This window comes from Oscillibacter sp. KLE 1745 (genome assembly GCF_000469445.2).
GTDB lineage: Bacteria > Bacillota > Clostridia > Oscillospirales > Oscillospiraceae > Oscillibacter > Oscillibacter welbionis.
Genome location: NZ_KI271703.1, coordinates 23,457 through 40,820, shown reverse-complemented (window position 1 = coordinate 40,820; position 17,364 = coordinate 23,457). Strand labels below are relative to the sequence as shown.

General features: G+C 61.7%; 17 protein-coding genes. 9 read left to right on the top strand and 8 right to left on the bottom strand.

Translation table 11 applies throughout. The annotated features are described in order from the left end of the window. Positions 1-38 precede the first annotated feature (38 nt). Positions 39-452, bottom strand: coding sequence for an entericidin EcnA/B family protein (locus tag HMPREF1546_RS05445; RefSeq protein ID WP_021748139.1), 414 nt, complete (start codon positions 450-452; stop codon positions 39-41). Positions 453-652: 200 nt separating this feature from the next. On the opposite strand from HMPREF1546_RS05445, the gene HMPREF1546_RS05440 reads away from it, so the two are divergent. From HMPREF1546_RS05440 to HMPREF1546_RS05420, 5 genes are all read left to right on the top strand, one after another. Continuing rightward, on the top strand, positions 653-1,081 hold the full coding sequence (locus tag HMPREF1546_RS05440; protein WP_021748138.1) for a transcriptional repressor: 429 nt from the start codon (positions 653-655) through the stop codon (positions 1,079-1,081). Between the two features lie 14 nt (positions 1,082-1,095). Further along, positions 1,096-1,629, top strand: coding sequence for a rubrerythrin (gene rbr / locus HMPREF1546_RS05435; RefSeq protein WP_021748137.1), 534 nt, complete (start codon positions 1,096-1,098; stop codon positions 1,627-1,629). A gap of 289 nt (positions 1,630-1,918) precedes the next feature. Beyond that, positions 1,919-2,182, top strand: a complete 264-nt coding sequence (locus HMPREF1546_RS05430; protein WP_021748136.1) for an HPr family phosphocarrier protein — start codon at positions 1,919-1,921, stop codon at positions 2,180-2,182. A gap of 77 nt (positions 2,183-2,259) precedes the next feature. Beyond that, complete coding sequence (gene uvrC / locus HMPREF1546_RS05425; protein ID WP_036629673.1) at positions 2,260-4,092, top strand: excinuclease ABC subunit UvrC; 1,833 nt, start codon at positions 2,260-2,262, stop codon at positions 4,090-4,092. Between the two features lie 100 nt (positions 4,093-4,192). Continuing rightward, a complete protein-coding gene (locus HMPREF1546_RS05420) occupies positions 4,193-4,741 on the top strand; it encodes a hypothetical protein (protein ID WP_021748134.1) in 549 nt (182 codons plus the stop codon). 67 nt (positions 4,742-4,808) lie between these two features. Here the strand turns inward: HMPREF1546_RS05420 and HMPREF1546_RS05415 are convergent, their stop codons facing one another. After that, positions 4,809-5,243, bottom strand: coding sequence for a hypothetical protein (locus tag HMPREF1546_RS05415; RefSeq protein WP_021748133.1), 435 nt, complete (start codon positions 5,241-5,243; stop codon positions 4,809-4,811). A gap of 110 nt (positions 5,244-5,353) precedes the next feature. Next, entirely contained in the window at positions 5,354-7,267 is a 1,914-nt protein-coding gene (locus HMPREF1546_RS05410) for an LTA synthase family protein (protein ID WP_273481740.1), read from the bottom strand. Between the two features lie 111 nt (positions 7,268-7,378). Between HMPREF1546_RS05410 and HMPREF1546_RS18720 the strand changes: the two genes are divergently transcribed. Continuing rightward, positions 7,379-7,546: a hypothetical protein gene (locus tag HMPREF1546_RS18720; protein ID WP_156909656.1), complete on the top strand. Its 168-nt coding sequence runs from the start codon at positions 7,379-7,381 to the stop codon at positions 7,544-7,546. A 199-nt stretch (positions 7,547-7,745) separates the two neighbouring features. On the opposite strand, the gene HMPREF1546_RS05405 is transcribed toward HMPREF1546_RS18720, so the two are convergent. The 5 genes from HMPREF1546_RS05405 to HMPREF1546_RS05385 all read right to left on the bottom strand — a co-directional run bounded on the left by HMPREF1546_RS05405 (position 7,746) and on the right by HMPREF1546_RS05385 (position 12,739). Further along, positions 7,746-8,678 (bottom strand): GTP-binding protein, encoded by a 933-nt coding sequence (locus HMPREF1546_RS05405; RefSeq protein WP_025544065.1) that lies wholly within the window; start codon positions 8,676-8,678, stop codon positions 7,746-7,748. Between the two features lie 204 nt (positions 8,679-8,882). Beyond that, on the bottom strand, positions 8,883-9,998 hold the full coding sequence (locus tag HMPREF1546_RS05400) for a CobW family GTP-binding protein (protein ID WP_021748126.1): 1,116 nt from the start codon (positions 9,996-9,998) through the stop codon (positions 8,883-8,885). A gap of 193 nt (positions 9,999-10,191) precedes the next feature. Further along, positions 10,192-11,616, bottom strand: coding sequence for a sodium:alanine symporter family protein (locus HMPREF1546_RS05395; RefSeq protein WP_051319953.1), 1,425 nt, complete (start codon positions 11,614-11,616; stop codon positions 10,192-10,194). Between the two features lie 110 nt (positions 11,617-11,726). Beyond that, a complete protein-coding gene (locus HMPREF1546_RS05390; RefSeq protein ID WP_021748124.1) occupies positions 11,727-12,269 on the bottom strand; it encodes a stage V sporulation T C-terminal domain-containing protein in 543 nt (180 codons plus the stop codon). A 113-nt stretch (positions 12,270-12,382) separates the two neighbouring features. After that, positions 12,383-12,739 (bottom strand): hypothetical protein, encoded by a 357-nt coding sequence (locus tag HMPREF1546_RS05385; RefSeq protein WP_021748123.1) that lies wholly within the window; start codon positions 12,737-12,739, stop codon positions 12,383-12,385. A gap of 321 nt (positions 12,740-13,060) precedes the next feature. On the opposite strand from HMPREF1546_RS05385, the gene glgB reads away from it, so the two are divergent. From glgB to glgD, 3 genes are read left to right on the top strand one after another with little or no spacing between them, the layout of a single operon-like run. After that, entirely contained in the window at positions 13,061-14,983 is a 1,923-nt protein-coding gene (gene glgB, locus HMPREF1546_RS05380) for a 1,4-alpha-glucan branching protein GlgB (protein ID WP_021748121.1), read from the top strand. Further along, positions 14,980-16,188, top strand: a complete 1,209-nt coding sequence (locus HMPREF1546_RS05375; RefSeq protein ID WP_021748120.1) for a glucose-1-phosphate adenylyltransferase — start codon at positions 14,980-14,982, stop codon at positions 16,186-16,188. Before glgB ends, HMPREF1546_RS05375 begins: the two co-directional genes overlap by 4 nt. Continuing rightward, positions 16,185-17,300 carry a glucose-1-phosphate adenylyltransferase subunit GlgD gene (glgD, locus tag HMPREF1546_RS05370; RefSeq protein WP_021748119.1) on the top strand — a complete coding sequence of 372 codons (1,116 nt, stop codon included), beginning with the start codon at positions 16,185-16,187 and terminating at the stop codon, positions 17,298-17,300. The genes HMPREF1546_RS05375 and glgD overlap by 4 nt, the downstream gene beginning before the upstream one ends. Positions 17,301-17,364 lie beyond the last annotated feature (64 nt).

Genomic DNA, 17,364 nt, shown 5'->3' with positions numbered 1-17,364 from the left:
TTCCTGTTCAAGCAGGCAAAACGCTTCTCTGTCCGTTTTTATGCTGTGCGGCCGCTGGCGGCATTTTCGTGGTCCGTCAGAAGCCCGTCGGAATCGTGGACCCGGGCATTGCGCAGCATTTGTCCGTAGGATACGCCGGGACGGCTGTTCTGCTTGGTGACGGCATCCTCCACGGTGGTGTCGCCGCCGGTGAGGGCACTGTCACCTCTGTCGGTGGTGTTCTGGTCGTTCTTGTGATCGCCGGTCCCGTTGTCCTTGTTGCTATTGTTGTTGTCGGGGTCCAGGATGTCCTCGCCGGCATCCATGATGTCTTCGCCAGCGTTCTGGATATCCTCTCCGACCGTGTTTTGGCCGTTGTTATCTTGGTTGGTGTCTTTGTCGTTGCCGCCGCAGGCGGTCAGGGCAAACACCACCAGGACAGAGGCCAGCAAGAGCGTAAACTGTCTTTTCATGGGTTGACCTCCCTTTGCGCGGGCGTTTGTTTCGCGATACCCAGGTGTTATTGTCTCCGTGGCGTCTGGATTTAGCAGCGGAAGTTTCCGCCAGCGCCGGACAGTCGAATGTTGTCCGAATTTTGAAAAAGTGCTTGCATTTTCCAGCAGGATATGATATATAAATAATAGTAATTATTACTATTTAAGGAAGAAAGCCTATGCCGCAGCGTTTTTCCCAGCAGCGGGAGCGGATCTACCAGACTGTGCTGGAGAGCCGCGCCCATCCCACGGCGGAGATGGTCTATCAGCAGCTGAAGCCGGAGATGCCCCGGCTGAGCCTGGGGACCGTGTACCGCAATCTCCAGCAGATGGCCCGGGAGGGGCGGTTGACAGAGCTGGACGGCCCTGTGACCCGCTTTGACGCGGTGACTCGGCCCCATACCCATTTCCGCTGCCGCGCCTGCGGGGCTGTGCTGGATCTGGAGACTGTGCCCTATGACGAGAGGCTGGACCGTCTGGCTGCGGCCCAGGGCTGCGTGGTCACGGGCCACACCCTGATATTCACCGGACACTGCCCGCGCTGTGCGGGACAGGACGGCCGGCATGAGTATAGACCAGAGGAAAAAAGAGACAATTGTAAAATTTGAAAGGAGTCAGACACATGGAACTGAAGGGCAGCAAGACGGAAGCCAATCTGTGGATCGCGTTCGCCGGGGAGTCCCAGGCCCGGAACAAGTACGACTATTTTGCCAGCAAGGCCAAGAAAGAGGGCTACGAGCAGATCGCGGCCATCTTCCAGGAAACCGCTCTGAATGAGAAGGAGCACGCCAAGCTGTGGTTCAAGGCCCTGGACGGCATCGGCAGCACTGAGGAGAACCTGGTGGCTGCCGCTGCAGGCGAGAACGAGGAATGGACCAAGATGTACGCCGAGATGGCGAAGACCGCCGAGGAGGAGGGCTTCCTGGCGCTGGCCGCCCAGTTCGAGGGCGTGGCCAAGATCGAGAAGACCCACGAGGAGAGGTACTTAAAGCTGCTGGACAACCTGAAGAAGGGCGAGGTCTTCAAGAAGGGCGAGAAGGTCATGTGGTTCTGCCGCAACTGCGGCCATGTGGAGATCGCCGAGAGCGCGCCGGCGGTGTGCCCGGTGTGCAAGCACCCCCAGGCCTACTTCCAGGTGAAGGCCGAGAACTATTGATCCCACTGTCCACAGGGGACCTCCTTTTGGGAGGTCCCCTGTCTGCGTCTCCAGCCGCCCTTGTAGAAATAGATAAAAAAGAGGGCGTAACTGCCGGAAAATTGTGAAAGATAGGCTGAAAGACGAAAAGACTGTGTACGGTTTCCTGGAAATTTTAAAATGTTTGTGAAAAACGCCGTTGACTGTCTGTGTAAAACCGGGTATGATGTTATCAGAAAAATCATCGGTTATCATGTGGAGCTGTTGGAACAGACTTGGTTGACTTGGTATAGAAAAGGAGAGCTGGATCATGTATACACAGGAGATCACCGTAAATAATGAGGTAGGTCTGCACGCAAGACCGGCCACGTTCTTTATCCAGAAAGCAAATGAGTTCAAGAGCGGCATCTGGGTTGAAAAGGAGGATCGCCGCGTCAATGCCAAGAGCCTGCTGGGCGTTCTGTCCCTGGGCATCGTGAAGGGCACCACCATTACGTTGATCGCCGACGGCGCCGATGAGAAAGAGGCTGTCGAGGCGTTGGTGGAACTGGTCAAGGACAACTTCGGCGAATAACACATTCGATACAGGAAGTACGACACGGCCCTGCGGCGCGCAAGGCCGTGTATCTTTTATGCGAGGAGGCGGCGGGCGTGACAAAGGAAGAGCTGCGGGAGAAGGCCAACGACCTGCCACTGGCGCCGGGCGTCTATCTGATGATGGATAAAACAGGCAGGGTCATCTACGTGGGCAAGGCCAAGAAGCTGAAAAACCGGGTGAGCCAGTATTTCCAGGACAGCGCCTCCCACACCGCCAAGACGCGGAACATGGTGTCTCAGGTGGACCGCTTCGACACTATCTTCGTCACCAGCGAGTTCGAGGCCCTGGTGCTGGAGAACTCCCTTATCAAGCGGCACATGCCCCGCTACAACATCCTGCTGAAGGACGACAAGGGGTACCCCTTCGTCCGCCTGTCCAAAGAGGCATACCCCCGCTTCTCCCTGGTGAACAAGATGGCCAATGACTCCGCCCGGTACTTTGGGCCCTTCGGCGGTCGGTTCGAGACCCGCCAGGCCCTGGACGCGGTGTGTGTGGCCCTGCGGTTGCCTACCTGCAGCCGGAAATTCCCACGGGATATCGGGGCAGAGCGCCCCTGTCTGAACTTCCACATGGGCCGGTGCGACGGATTCTGCCGGCCGGAGATGACAGCAGAAGCGTATAACCGCCGGATCGAGCAGGCGGTGCAGCTGCTGGAGGGGAGGAGCAAGCAGCTGCTCCGGGACATGACCGCCGAGATGGAGGCGGAGGCGGAGGCCCTCCACTTCGAGCAGGCGGCGCTGCTCCGGGACCGGATTAACGCCATCGGTGCCCTCAGCAAAAAGCAGACGGTGATCGCGGGCCTCTGTGCCGATACGGACATCTGGGGACTGTACCGGGGATCCGGCAAGAGCTGTTACGCCATTCTCCACATGGAGGAGGGAAATCTGGCCGGCCGGGAGACGGAGCTGTTCTCCGCCCCCAACGAGGAGTCGGAGGCCGAGATGCTCTCCGCCCTGACGGCCCAGTACTACCTGCCCCGGGCCATCCTGCCCCACGAGATCCTGCTGCCCATGGAGACGGAGGACTGCGAAGAGCTGTCGGAGGTCCTGACGAAGCGGGCGGGCCACAAGGTATGGGTCCACGTGCCCCAGCGGGGAGAGAAGGCGGAGCTGCGGGCCATGGCCCAGCGGAACGCCCAGGAGGAGACAGAGCGAGCCACCACCGTGGAGGAGCGGACTGCCTACACCCTGGAGCTGCTGGGGAAGATGCTGAATCTGCCGGAGCCTCCGAAGCGGATGGAGTCCTTCGACATCTCCAACACGGGAAAGAGCGACATCGTGGCCTCCATGGTGGTATACAGCGGCACCCGGCCGCTGAAGTCCGCCTACCGCCGTTTCCGCATCCAGTCTTTGGAGGGACATCCGGATGACTACGCCTCCATGCAGGAGGTGCTGCGCCGACGGCTCCAGCGGGCAGCGGATGGGGACGAGAAGTTTCTGCCCCTGCCGGACGTGTTTCTGATCGACGGCGGCGAGACCCACGCCCGGGCAGCGCAGACGGTGGCCTGGGAATTCGGTGTGGATGTGCCCATCTTCGGCATGGTGAAGGATGACCGCCACCGAACCCGGGCCCTGGTGACGCCGGAGGGCCGGGAGATCGGCATCGTCACCCAGCAGGCGGTGTTCTCCCTCATCGGCCAGATCCAGGAGGAGACCCACCGCTTTGCCATCACCTACCACCACGAGAGCCACAGCAAAAGCGCCACCCGCTCCGCCCTGGACGGTATCCCAGGTGTGGGCGAGAAGCGGCGGGCGGAGCTGCGGAAACACTTCGGCACCATCAAGGCCATCCGGGAGGCGGATGTGGAGACCCTTGCCGCCGTGGTGCCCCGGGCCGCCGCCCAGGCGGTGTGGGAACATTTTCACCCGAAAAACGAGAACGTCTGAAAGCCAGCGGCACAGCCGCTGGCTTTTTTACGGGAGATGAGGAAAAGGATGCAGCCATTTCGTTTGATAAACAGAGCGTGAGGAAAGGACTGGTATTTTCATGAAGAAGGAACACTGCGTTTTGATCCTGATCTGCTGCTTTCTCATGGCGGCTTGCGGCCGCCTGGAAGACATTCCGGAGGATCTGTCGGCGTTTCCAGAGACGGAACGGAAAGAGACCGCCGAGACCCCGGCAGGGCCGCAGTTTGAAACCCTGACGGTTGCCGATGATCCGATCACGGCAGAATTCTCCCTGACCACCCGGCAGGAACAAGCGGCGTTTCTCTATGTCACCGTGGAGGAGGATTGCACGACCACGGTGAATTGCACCTATGCCTCTCAGGACCAGCCGGTGACGGTGTGTCTGGCCGGTGGGGAGTCCTGGGAACTGCCGGGGGCATCGGAGGAGGCATACGGCGCCATCTGGAGCAACTGGCCGGTGACGCTGCGGCAGGGGGAAAACGTGTTCTACATCACCGGCGGCGGGAGTTTCTGCCGGATGCGGCTGGAGCTGCTGGACGCCGCAGGCGTCTCCTGTGCCGGAGCCTTCCCGGAGGGGACAGAACTGGTGCCGCCGAAGGGAATCCGGACAACAGGCGGCAGGGATTGATGGATCGACTTGCGGGCGCTTCGCGGAAAAGGCCGCCCGGAGCCAACAGCTCCGGGCGGGTTGTTTGTCAGTAGTCGATTTTGCGGAGGACCCAGGCGACAGCAGCCGCCAGGAGGACCCCAAACAGCATCCCGCCGCAGGTCAGCATGGCAAAGAGCAGCAGGAAGGCGGTGGACTCCGTATCATAAAAATCGGTGAAGACCGCCACCAGATGGGCGGCGGTGTCCAGATTTCTGCTCAAAAGGAAGAGCAACCCCAGGCAGATAGTCAGGACCAAAATCCAGGGCCAGACCCGCCGGCCTTTCCGGGCCCACAGAAAAAACGGCATCCCTGTCACCAGGGCCGAGATCCAGGCGTAGAGGAACAGGATCAGCGGCGTCGCACTGCTGGAGAGGAGCTGTTCCAGCCTCGCCAAGAGAGGGACAGCGGCATAGGGAACGAAGATCGCCGCCAAAACCACCAGCACAGCCAGCGCCAGTTCCCGTTGAGACCAGGACTTCATGGGGCGCACATCCTTTCAAAAGATGGGGCTTTTCTCCATTGTATCAAGGGCAGTCAGACCTGTCAAGAAAAGAACGGCCCCCGGCGGACACTGTCCACCGGGGGCCGTTTTCAGTCGATCTCCTTATACATCAGCTTGTAGTAGCTCCACTGACGCCATTTGGCGATCTTCGCCGCCTGTTCCTCCGTCAGCTGGTCCGTCACTGTGCCGTCTGCCAGCTGATATGCCTGCTTCTGCACCACGGGCAGCTCCCGGCGCAGCTGGTTCAGAAAGTCGAACCAGGGGCTCTCCCCGGTCCGCCCGGTGAGCTCCAGCACTGCGGCCCCCAGGAAGCTAGCGGAGAGCCGCCCATCCTCCGGCAGGTCCAGGGACGCTACGGCGGCCTCCCAGTCCAGGGCCTGCGCGGCGGCGTCATTGGCCCAGATCACATAGGGCGTCTCGTAGGAGGTCAGCGCGTCCCACTCCGCCCGGGCCGTGAAGCCCAGCTCCGCGTAGGCCAGCTGGTTGTCGCCCAGATAGGGCAGGTGGTCTCCGAAGAACACCAGCACCACCGGCTCCTCCGCGGCGGAGAAAGTGTCCACCAGACGGCCCAGCATGGCGTCCGCGTCCCGAGCCCCTTCGGTGTAGACTCTCAGCAGCGTCTCCACCTCGTCGGACACCGCCGTGTTCAGCGGCACCTCCGGATAGGCATAGCTCTCGCCGTACTTGTCCAGGGTGTAGGACATGTGGTTCTGAATGGTGGTTGTGTAGTGGAACAGCGTCTCGCCGGCGGCCACAGTGTCCGCGAATTCCTGTTCAATCAGGCCCGCCATGTAGTCATCCGTGACCCAGCGGCCCTTGTATGCAAGCGCCTCCATCTGGTCAGCAAATACGGTCTCCTCCGCCCCGAACCAGCGGTAGACGTTCTCCCGGTTGTAGAACCAGTCGTCCCCCGGGTGGAAGAAGGAGGTGTGGTAGCCATCGCCGCCAAACACCCGGAAGAGGCTGTCCAGGTTCCGGTTTACCACCCGGAAGGAGGAGGTCGTTCCGGCAGCGAGCGCGTTGGTCTGCATGCCTGTCAGCACGTCGAATTCCGTGTTGGCAGTGCCGCCGGCGAAGCCGGGCACCACGATATGGCCGGCGACGGCGTGGGGATCCTCCCGCAGGGCGTGGAGGTTGGGCAGGGGGTCGTTCTCCGCTGTGAAAGCGAAAGCGTCGCTGTCCGTGATATCGGAGAGGGCCTCATCCATCACCATAATGACGTTCACATCCTTCCCCAGACCGGTGTCGCCGCCCTGGTCCCAGCCGGCCGCCTCCGACCGACTGAAGCCCTCAGGCTTGTCCACCGGGTAGGTGGTGAACTGGTGGCAGAAGCAGTAGGGGAACCCCAGCTCGTTGAACACGGAGGGAATATAGTAGGCGTTAGACACCCGGAAGGAGTTGTACAGATCATTGGAGGCATAGACTGTCAGGATCAGTCCTGCCAGCACGGCAAAGCTGGCGGCAGCCCCCAGCAGGCTTCCCACCCAGCCGCGGAGCCGGGCGATGGGGAAGGGGCGGCTGCCTACGAAGAGCCCCAGGGCCACCAGCACCAGCGAGAACACCACGACGGCGGCGATGGACGGCACCGGGAACTGGATGTCGTAAGTCCCCACAGCGCTGCCCGCTTCTTTCAGCAGGGCAAAGTCCCGGGGAAACACCGGCTCGTCCCGTACCTCGATCTTGATGCGGTTGGCGATAGACAGGGCGCAGACGGCGAAGTTCGCCAGCGCCCCGGCGAAGAACACGTTCCGGAGCAGGCAGGTGAACACCAGCAGCAGCATCCCCACCGGCAGGCAGTTCAGGATAATCAGCAGCGGCTGCGCCCGGAAGACGGCCAGGACGCTCCGCAGGGCATTGGGCTGGCACCAGAGCGCCAGCAGAGTGATGGCGCCCGCCAGCAGCACAGCGGCCAGAAGCGTGGCCCACAGGGGCAGTCGGACTTTGGGAAAATGGTCATGGAGCTTCAAGAGCAGACGGTCCTTTCTGGTTAGATTTCCACACACAGAATACCTCCATTATAAGGATTTTCCGGAAAAAAGCAAGGCTCCTGCGAAGTGTAGAGTGCCTTTGAGACAGTTTTGTGGTATGATATGGCTGGAAAAGGAGCGGATGGCATGGACGCAAAAGCCACCGGCGGGCTGATCGCCCGGCGCCGAAAAGAGAAGAACTGGAGCCAGGGGGAACTGACGGAATGGCTCCACGTGACGGACAAGGCCGTGAGCCGCTGGGAGACGGGCTGGGGCCTGCCCGATGAGAATCCTTGGGCGCTTGGTCTCGCATAAGACAAAAATCCCCTCCGTTCAACAACGGAGGGGATTTTTGCAGCAAAGTTATACACCCTGTATCAAATTTCAAAGAAATTCGGATCCATTTTCGGCAGGACATGCGCCTGCCGAAAATACGTTGATCCGTGCGCCTTGGGCGCACACACCAGTCCGCAGACTGGTGGTGGGGTGGTTAGGAGGGGAGCCCGCTCCCCCCTTAGAACGTCACGACTTCTTGCTGGGGCTTCTCACAGGGCCCGATGGAGATCACATGCATCACCGGCCCCTTGCCCTTGTAAGCGGCGTGCTTCTCCACCGCCATCCGGCCGGTGACCTCCACCCAGTCCCGGTTCTGGTACTGGTTCAGGTTCATGCCCTTGGCGATGAGACCCATGAACTGGATGTCGTTCTCACAGCAGGTCATGACAAAGCGGCCGGGGCAGTGGATGCCCGGGTACTTCTTGGAGTGGCACATGATAAGCTTCATGTGGACCATCTTGCCCGCCCAGCGGTCCGGGTGATCCATCACGTCCACATACCACACACCGAAGTCGTCGTCCGGCACGTCGATCAGGTCCTGGCTCAGGTCGAAGGGGCACTCGTCGCCGGTGAGGTAGTCCTCGCTGGTGCCGTCCTCCATCTCCAGGTAAATGTCAGCCCGACGGTTCACCATCCGAAGGTTCCGCTTCCGCAGGGCGTCCCGCAGCTCCGGCGTACAGCGGTTGAACACCAGCATGTCCGCGTTGGTGATTTTCTCCATCATCAGCTGGCCCATATTCTTGGCGTACATCTCAAAGGTGGGGGCGTAGACGAAGGTCATGATCTGGTACAGCACCCAGTTGGCGGGCAGAACCTCCCGGTACAGCCGCTCCATCTGCCACATGCCGTTGTACTCGATCAGCACCTGTTTGGGGTGGTACTCTTTCTCCAGCTCCTTCAGGTAGGAGCACTTCAGGTCCTCCTCGTCCTCAATGGTGATGACCGTCACGTTGTCCAAAGCGTTTTTCTCGTACTCCTCCTCGCCCTCTTCGCAGCAGAGCAGCAGGGTGGGATCCTGGCGGGCGAAGCCGTCCTCCAGGATGCCGTTGATGAAATTGGTCTTGCCGGCATCCAGAAAGCCGGCCACCAGATAAACAGGAATGTCTGCCATTATAATGTGCATTTCCTTTCGGGTAAAATACGCGGAACGGGCGCCCGGACAGCAGGAAATCTGACTTTCGACTCTGACAGTCCCCCACACCGGCCACCGCGGCGCGCTGAAGCTCTTTTGGCTCTTTTCCCTACTTCGGGGACGGACTCCACTTGATTTTGTGCAGCAATATCAAGTGTGGTTACAGTCTTTCAAGAAAAGAGTTCACAGACCGAAGAGCTGGGAGAGCTTGTCCTCCTGCAGCTCGGCGCCGATGACACACAGCCGGCCGGTGTAGTCGGGATGGCCTGCCCGGACCTCATGCTCCTCGGGGACGAAGTCGAACTCGATCCACTTGCCGCCCTCGCCGTTCACGATGCCTTTGGCCCGCAGGATCTTGCCGTAGTCGCCGGAGTCCAGGGCCGTGAGGATCCGCTCAATGTCCGCCTGGGCAAACACCTTGGGGGTCTCTTTGCCCCAGGAGGTGAACACCTCGTCGGCGTGGTGGTGATGATGGTGGCAGGAGCAGTTGGGATCGTCGCACTCGTGGTCATGGTGATGCGCGTGTTCATCGTGATCGTGATGGTGTTCATGCTCCTCGTGGTCGTGATGGTCATGATCGTGATGGTGTTCGTGCTCCTCATGCACATGCTCGTGGTCATGGTGGTGATGCGCATGCTCGTGCTCCGCCTCGTCGGCGGCGTGCTCGGCGCGCATCTTCTCCAGCAGCTCGTCCGCCAGGGACACCTTTTCAATGGCCGCCAGGATGGTCTTGCCGTCCAGCTGGTCCCAGGGGGTGGTGAGGATGGCGGCGTCGGCGTTCTTCTCCCGCAGCATGGCCACGGCGGCCTCCAGCTTCTCCTGGCTCATCTTCTGGGTCCGGGAGAGGATGATGGTGCCGGCGGCCTCGATCTGGTTGTTGTAGAACTCGCCGAAGTTCTTCATGTAGACCTTCACCTTGGTGGCGTCCGCCACGGTGACGAAGCTGTTCAGCTTCATGTCGTCGGTCTCATCGGCGGTGTTCTGCACCGCCACGATCACGTCGGACAGCTTGCCCACGCCGGAGGGCTCGATGAGGATGCGGTCCGGGTGGAACTGGGCCTGCACGTCCTTCAGCGCCTTGTGGAAGTCCCCCACCAGGGAGCAGCAGATGCACCCGGCGGACATCTCGCTGATCTGCACGCCGGACTCCTTCAGAAAGCCGCCGTCAATGCTGATCTCGCCGAACTCGTTCTCGATCAGCACCAGCTTTTCGCCGGGAAAGGCCTCCGCCAGCAACTTTTTGATAAGAGTGGTCTTGCCGGCGCCAAGGAAGCCGGAGACAATATCAATTTTGGTCATGGTATCAAGTCCTTTGTTTAAAATTTTTACCGTACTTTATCTTACCATCAAACTGGAAAAAAGCAACTCCTCCAGAAAAAAATTCACGAATTCCGCCATTTCCCATCCGAATGGGGAGACGGACCTGCACACGGTCCCGGACATGTCGGCAGGGGCAGGCGGCCCCCGTCGGTGGCACCTGAAGAAAGCGGACTCAGAGTGCCCGCCGGACGGCCCGCATCTGCCGGAGTCTCCGCCCGCGGCGGATCTCCGGCTGGAAGGCCTCCAGCTCCCGGGCGGCGGTGCCGGAGAGGAGGAGCAGGGAGATCAGGTTGGGCACTGCCATCAGGGCGTTGAAGATGTCGGAGAGATTCCATACCACCTCCAGGCTCTGAGTGGCGCCCAGAAAGGCCGCCAGGGCGAAGAGAATTCGATAGAGAGGGATGGCCCGGCGGCCGAAGAGAAATGCAAAGGCCGTTTCCCCGCAGAACTCCCATCCCAGGATGGTGGAGAAGGCGAACAGCACGATCCCCAGGGAGACCAGCAGCCCCCCCAGGGGGCCCAGCACGGTCTTAAAGGCCAGGGCGGTGAGGGCCACGCCGTTTACCTGCCCGCCGGAAGCGTCGGCAGTCCCCAGCACGCCGGAGGCGCAGATGCACAGGCCCGTGACTGTGCAGATCACCGTGGTGTCGAAGAATACGCCGGTCATGTTCACATAGCCCTGGCGGGCGGGGCTGTCTGTGGCGGCAGAGGCGGCGGGGATGGCGGCGGAGCCCATGCCCGCCTCATGGGAAAAGCAGCCTCTGGCAATGCCCCAGCGAGCGGCGTTCAGGGCGGAGGCGGTCATAGTCCCCGCCGCGCCACCCGCAGCAGCGGCGGGAGAGAAGGCCAGGCGGAACATCTCTGCCACGGCTCCGGGCAGAACGGACAGATGCCCCAGCAGCACTGCGGTGCCCGCCAGCAGGTAAAGGACCGCCATGAGGGGCACCACCACGGAGCAGACTCCGGCAATCCGCCGGATACCGCCCAGAATGACCACGAGAGCCAGCAGAGCCACTGCCACCCCGGTGGTCCGGGCCGGAACGGAGAAGCTGTCGGCCAGCGCCCCGGCGATGGAATTGGCCTGGGCCATGTCCCCCATGCCCAGGGAGGCCAGGACTGTGAAGAGGGCGAAGAGAAAGGCCAGGGCACCTCCCAGCCGCTTCCACCGCAGGGCGGCGCACATGGTATACATGGGGCCGCCGCGCATTTCGCCGCCGGCGTCCCGCTGGCGGTACTTGACGGCCAGCAGGCACTCCGCGCACTTGGAGGAAAGGCCGAAGAGGGCGGAGATCTCCATCCACACCAAGGCGCCGGGGCCGCCCGCCACCAAGGCCGTGGCCACGCCCACGATGTTTCCGGTACCGATGGTGGCGGCCAGCGTGGTCATCAGGGCGGAGAAGGGGGACACATCGCCGGCCCCGCCTGCCTTGGCGCGGGAGTCACGGCCGAGAACACTTTTCAGCGCCCAGCCCAGGTTCCGCCAGGGGAGAAAGCGGGTGCGCAGGGTGAGGAAGACGCCGGTGCCCATCAGCAGCACCAGCATTCCCGGGCCCCAGACCCGCTGGTCCACATACGCGATCCACTCTGAAACTGTCATGGAAGCAGCTCCTTCCGAATTGGGGGATACTTCCAGCATAGCGTCTTTCCGGCATTTCATGCCATCAAAAACGCGGACGCCTGTACAGGCGTCCGCGCGGGAGAGAGGATTCAGCTCTCCATGTGCCGGCCCAGAAAGGCGGCGATGGTCTGGGCCAGCTTGTACTCGGTGTCGCCGGTGACGGCAGCGGGATCGCTGGAGATGAACAGCACCAGGCCCAGCAGGTCGCCCTCCGCCAGGATGGGGGCCGCCACGGTGGTCAGCAGGCTGTCGATGCCCTCCGTCACCTGGAGGGGCTGGCCCTCGCCGGTGTACTGGTAGATTTTCCGACTCTCCATGATCTGCTCCAGCTCCGGGGTGATCCGCTTGCCCATAAGCTCCCGCTTGCTGCCGCCCGCCACGGCGATGACCGTGTCCCGGTCCGTGACGGCGCAGACGCTGCCGGTGGACCGGCTCATGGTCTCGCAGAGCTCCGCGGCGAAGTCCTCCACACCGCCCAGCAGCGAGTATTTCTTGAAGATGACCTCACCCTCGCGGCTGGTGTAGATTTCCAATGGATCGCCCTCCCGGATCCGCATGGTGCGCCGGATCTCCTTGGGGATTACCACCCGGCCCAGGTCATCGATCCGCCGCACGATTCCAGTTGCCTTCATATCGAAAACTCCTTTTGTCTTTCAGATTTTTCAGGATGATTCTGCTTGGCAAAAGCTAGTATCCGCAGGATTTGTTTGGCTATGCAGGCCCGGCGGGTGGTTTCATTTGGCAATCAATCCGTCTCCGGCAGGTACTCCTGGACCACCAGCCCGTCGGTGGATACCAGATAGTTGGTGAGATAGGACAGGTGATCGCCGTCCACCAGCCAGGAGACCCGGTAGTTGTAATAGTCCACTCCGTCCAGAGTAAGCGGCCCTTCGTAGCCGTAGGACATCACATTGCCGGTGGCCTCGTCCACTGCGCCCAGTTGCTTTTCCAGAATGGCGACGCCTTCCTCCGGCGTGATGGTGTCCGTGGCGGAGAGCCCTTCCGCTGCGGCTCCGCTGGCCTCTGGTGCCGGATGACCGCAGGCGGAGAGCAGGAGCAGCAGCACGGCCAGTGCCGCACAGAACAGAGAGCGGGATTTCATGGGATTCTTCCTTTCCGTTCCGCCCAACACGGGCGGAAAATTTTTCCTCTGTTCAGACGAGATTAAAAAGCGGAAAGTTCCGGGAAAAATCCTGACCAATCCCACAAAAAGCACCAAACATTCTTGTGAAAATACGGGAAAAAACTGGGAAATCCCACCAACTTGTGCCGCCCTTTTTCGACAGGACCATCCTTGACGGTATTTTTCCCAGGAAGTATAATATAAACAATTATATGCATATCCAGATTCCGCGCAAACGCTTTACTCTAAGAATGACGAGCCTGCCGGGGATACTCCGCGGCGGGGAGAGGAGCTGCTGCCATGGCAAAACAAGGACAGGCGGACCGTTTCCACCAGGGGACGATGACGGACGGCTGGCGCTGGTTCGGCGCCCACCCTGCCAAAAAGCGGGGCAGAGATGGCTGGACGTTCCGGGTCTGGGCCCCCCATGCGGAGGCGGTGTCCGTCGTGGGCGACTTCAACGACTGGGAGGAGGGAGCGGCCCCCCTCGCCCGCAAGGGCGAGATCTGGGAGGGCTTTCTGCCGGACCTGCCGGTCTATACTTCCTATAAATATGCGGTGCGGGGGGCGGACGGCCAGGTCCGCCAGAAGGCGGACCCCTACGGCTTCCACACAGAGACCCGGCCGGCGACAGCCAGCAAGCTGTATGACATCAGCGGATTCAAGTGGACGGACGGCGCTTTCCGGGAGAAGAAGGCCAAGCACCCGGTCTATACATCACCGCTGAATATCTATGAGGTCCATCTGGGCTCCTGGAAAAAGCGGGGGAACGGGGACTTCATCGACTACAAGGACCTGGCGAAGGATCTGGCCGCCTATGTGAAGGATATGGGCTACACCGCCATCGAACTGCTGCCGGTGACGGAGCACCCCCTGGACGACTCCTGGGGCTACCAGTGCACCGGGTACTTCGCCCCAACCTCCCGGTTCGGCACGCCCAAGGACTTCATGTGGTTCGTGAACCACATGCATAAAAACGGCATCCTGGTGCTGCTGGACTGGGTGCCCTCCCACTTCTGCAAGGACGCTCAGGGCCTCTACGAATTCGACGGCACCTACTGCTATGAGTACAGCGATCCCAACAAGCGGGAGCACGCCGCCTGGGGCACCCGGGTCTTCGACTACGGCCGGCCCGAGGTGAAGAGCTTTCTCTTCTCCTCCGCCCGCTTCTGGCTGGAAGAGTACCACATCGACGGCCTGCGGGTGGACGCGGTGGCCTCCATGCTGTACCTGGACTACGACCGCCAGGGCGGAGCCTGGACCCCCAATCAGTACGGTGGACACGAGAACCTGGAGGCCATCGAGTTTCTGCGGGAGCTGAACACCATGGCCTTCCAGACGGACCCAAGCGTGCTGATGATCGCCGAGGAGTCCACCGCCTGGCCCCTGGTGACCCGCCCGCCGGACGTGGGGGGATTGGGCTTCAATCTGAAGTGGAACATGGGCTGGATGAACGACATGTGCCACTATTTGAAGCTGGATCCCTATTTCCGCCAGTACAACCACAAGGACATCACCTTCTCCATGATGTATGCCTTTTCTGAGAACTTTGTGCTGCCCATCTCCCACGATGAGGTGGTCCACATGAAGGGGTCCATCGTGGGGAAGATGCCCGGGGACTACGACAACCAGCTGCGGTGCCTGAGAGGCTTCTACGCCTATCTCCTGGCCCACCCGGGGAAGAAGCTGCTGTTTATGGGGGCGGAGATCGGCCAGTGGCACGAGTGGGACTCCGACGGGCAGCTGGACTGGTACCTGCTGGACCGACCAGAGAATCAGAAGCTCCGGAAGTTCTTCCGGGAGATCAACGCCTTTTATAAAAAGACGGCGGCTTTGTGGGAGGTCGACTTCGACTGGGCGGGCTTTGAATGGCTGGTGCCGGACGACAACCACAACAACGTGGTGGTGTTTCTGCGCAGGGACAAGAAGGGCCGCGACCTTATGTGCGCGGTGAACTTCTCGCCCAACACCTATACGAACTATCGGATGGGCGTGCCGCCCCACAGGCGGTATGTGCCCGTGTTCAATACCGATGACCCCGCATACGGCGGCGACGGTTTCGGCGATTCTGAGGCGGTGATGGTGGAGGCCGTGCCCTCCCATGGAAAGGAATGCTCCGCCGCCATCCGGATCCCGGCCTTCGGTGCGGTGTTCCTGCGGGGCGAGGGGACGTTCCCCAGACCCAGGAAGAAACAACAGGCAAAGGAGTTGGAAAAGACATGAAAAAAGAGTGCATCGCCATGCTGCTGGCCGGCGGCCAGGGCAGCCGCCTGTACGTCCTCACCGGCGACATGGCCAAGCCCGCCGTGCCCTTCGGCGGGAAATACCGCATCATCGACTTTCCCCTGTCCAACTGCACCAATTCCGGCATCGACACCGTGGGCGTGCTGACCCAGTACCGGCCCCTGGAGTTGAACAGCTACATCGGCAGCGGCGTGCCTTGGGACCTGGACGGGTCCACCGGCGGCGTCCACATCCTGCCGCCCTACATGGGCAGCAAGGGCGGCACCTGGTACAAGGGCACCGCCAACGCCATCTATCAGAACATCGGGTTCATCAACCTGTATGACCCGGAGTATGTGGTGATCCTCTCCGGCGACCACATCTACAAGATGGATTACTCCAAGATGGTGGAGCGCCATAAGGCCGTGGGCGCCGCCTGCACGATCTCCGTCATGGAGGTGCCGTGGTCGGAGGCGTCCCGCTTCGGCATCATGAGCGTGGACGAGAACGACCTCATCACGGAGTTCGCAGAGAAGCCCAAGGAGCCCAAGAGCAATCTAGCGTCCATGGGCATCTACGTCTTCACCTGGAAGACCCTGCGGCGGTATCTGGAGGCTGACGAGGCCAACCCTAACTCCGAAAATGACTTCGGCAAAAATGTGATCCCCGCCATGCTGGGGGATGGAGAACGGATGGCCGCCTACCGCTTCAGCGGTTACTGGAAGGACGTGGGGACGCTGGAGTCCCTGTGGGACGCCAACATGGATATGCTCTCCCCGGAGTCGGGCCTGGACCTGCTGGACGAGTCCTGGCCCATTTACGCCCGGTCCGTCAACGCGCCGCCGGCCTTTTTGGGCCGCCGCTGCCAGATCAGCCACAGTGCCTTCAACCGGGGCAGCGATCTGGAGGGGACGGTGGAGAACTCCGTCCTGGCTCCCAATGTCACCGTGGGGGAGGGGGCCCGGGTGTCCTACTCCGTCCTGTTCCCCGGGGTGACCGTGGAGCCCGGCGCCGTGGTGGAATACGCTATCCTGGGCGAGGGCTGCCGCATCGGCCGCAACTGCCGCCTGGGCGGCACGCCGGAGGAGACGGCGCCGGATCCCTGGGGCCTGACGGTGCTGGCGCCGGGCTGCGTCCTGGAGGATGAGAAGCGGGTGCGCCCCGGCGTGATGCTGAACAAGAACGGCGAGGAGGTGTCCAGATGAACGGCATGCACGGGATCATCTTTTCCTATGAAAAGCGCAATGACCTGCGGGAGCTGGGGGAGATCCGCTCCGCGTCGTCCATCCCCTTCGGCGGGAGGTACCGGGCGGTGGACTTCGCCCTGTCCAACCTGGTGAACGCCGGTGTCACGGATGTGGGTGTGGTGCTTCACGGCCATTATCAGAGTCTGCTGGACCACTTGGGCACCGGCAAGGACTGGGACCTGTCCCGCAAGCGGGGCGGCTTGAAGATCCTGCCCCCCTTTGCATACAAGCAGCACTGGGGCGAGGCGGCGGTCTTCCGGGGCAAGATGGAGGCCTTGGCGGGCGTCCGCTCCTATCTGGAGGAGATCCGCCGGGACTATGTGGTGCTTATGGACGGCGACCTGGTGGTGAACCTGCCCCTGTCCGACATCTATGACCAGCACATCAAGTCCGGCGCGGACATCACCGTAGTCTGCGGCAACGACAGCTTTGAGACGGAGAACGGCACCTATTTTGAGCTGGACGGCACCGGCCGCGTCACGGATGTGTTGTATCACCTCCACCGGCCCAGGGGCTACCGGGGGCTGGAAGTGTACATCCTCTCCACCAGGCTGCTGCTGGATCTGGTGGACGAGTGCGCCACCCGGGATCAGTACAGCCTGCGGCGGGACGTGCTCCAGGCCCGGAAGGACAGCCTGAAGCTCCAGGGATACATCTGGGGCGGCTTCGCGGCGCAGATCCGCTCTGTACAGGAGTATTACGACCGCAGTATGCAGCTGCTGGACCCGGCCATCCGGGCGGAGCTGTTCTGTGCCGAGCGGCCCATCCGAGCCAAGGCCACTGACAAGTCCTCCGCCTACATCGGACCCGACGGCTACTGCGAGAACTCCCTGATCGCAGACGGCTGCAACATCGAGGGCGTGGTGGAGAACTCCATCCTCTTCCCCGGCGTGGTGGTGGAGGCCGGCGCTGTGGTGCGCAACTGCGTGCTCTTCAAGGAGACGGCGGTGCGCCGGGGCGCGGCGGTGTCCCATCTGATCGCGGATAAAAATGTAGAAATCCTGCCGGACCGGACGCTGATGGGACACAGCTCGTATCCCATCGTGCTGGCCAAGGGCAGTCAGGTGTGAGTGCGGGAGGAAGGCTTCCAGGACGGCGAATAGACGGGCGGGGCTCCGGCTGACGGAGTCCCGC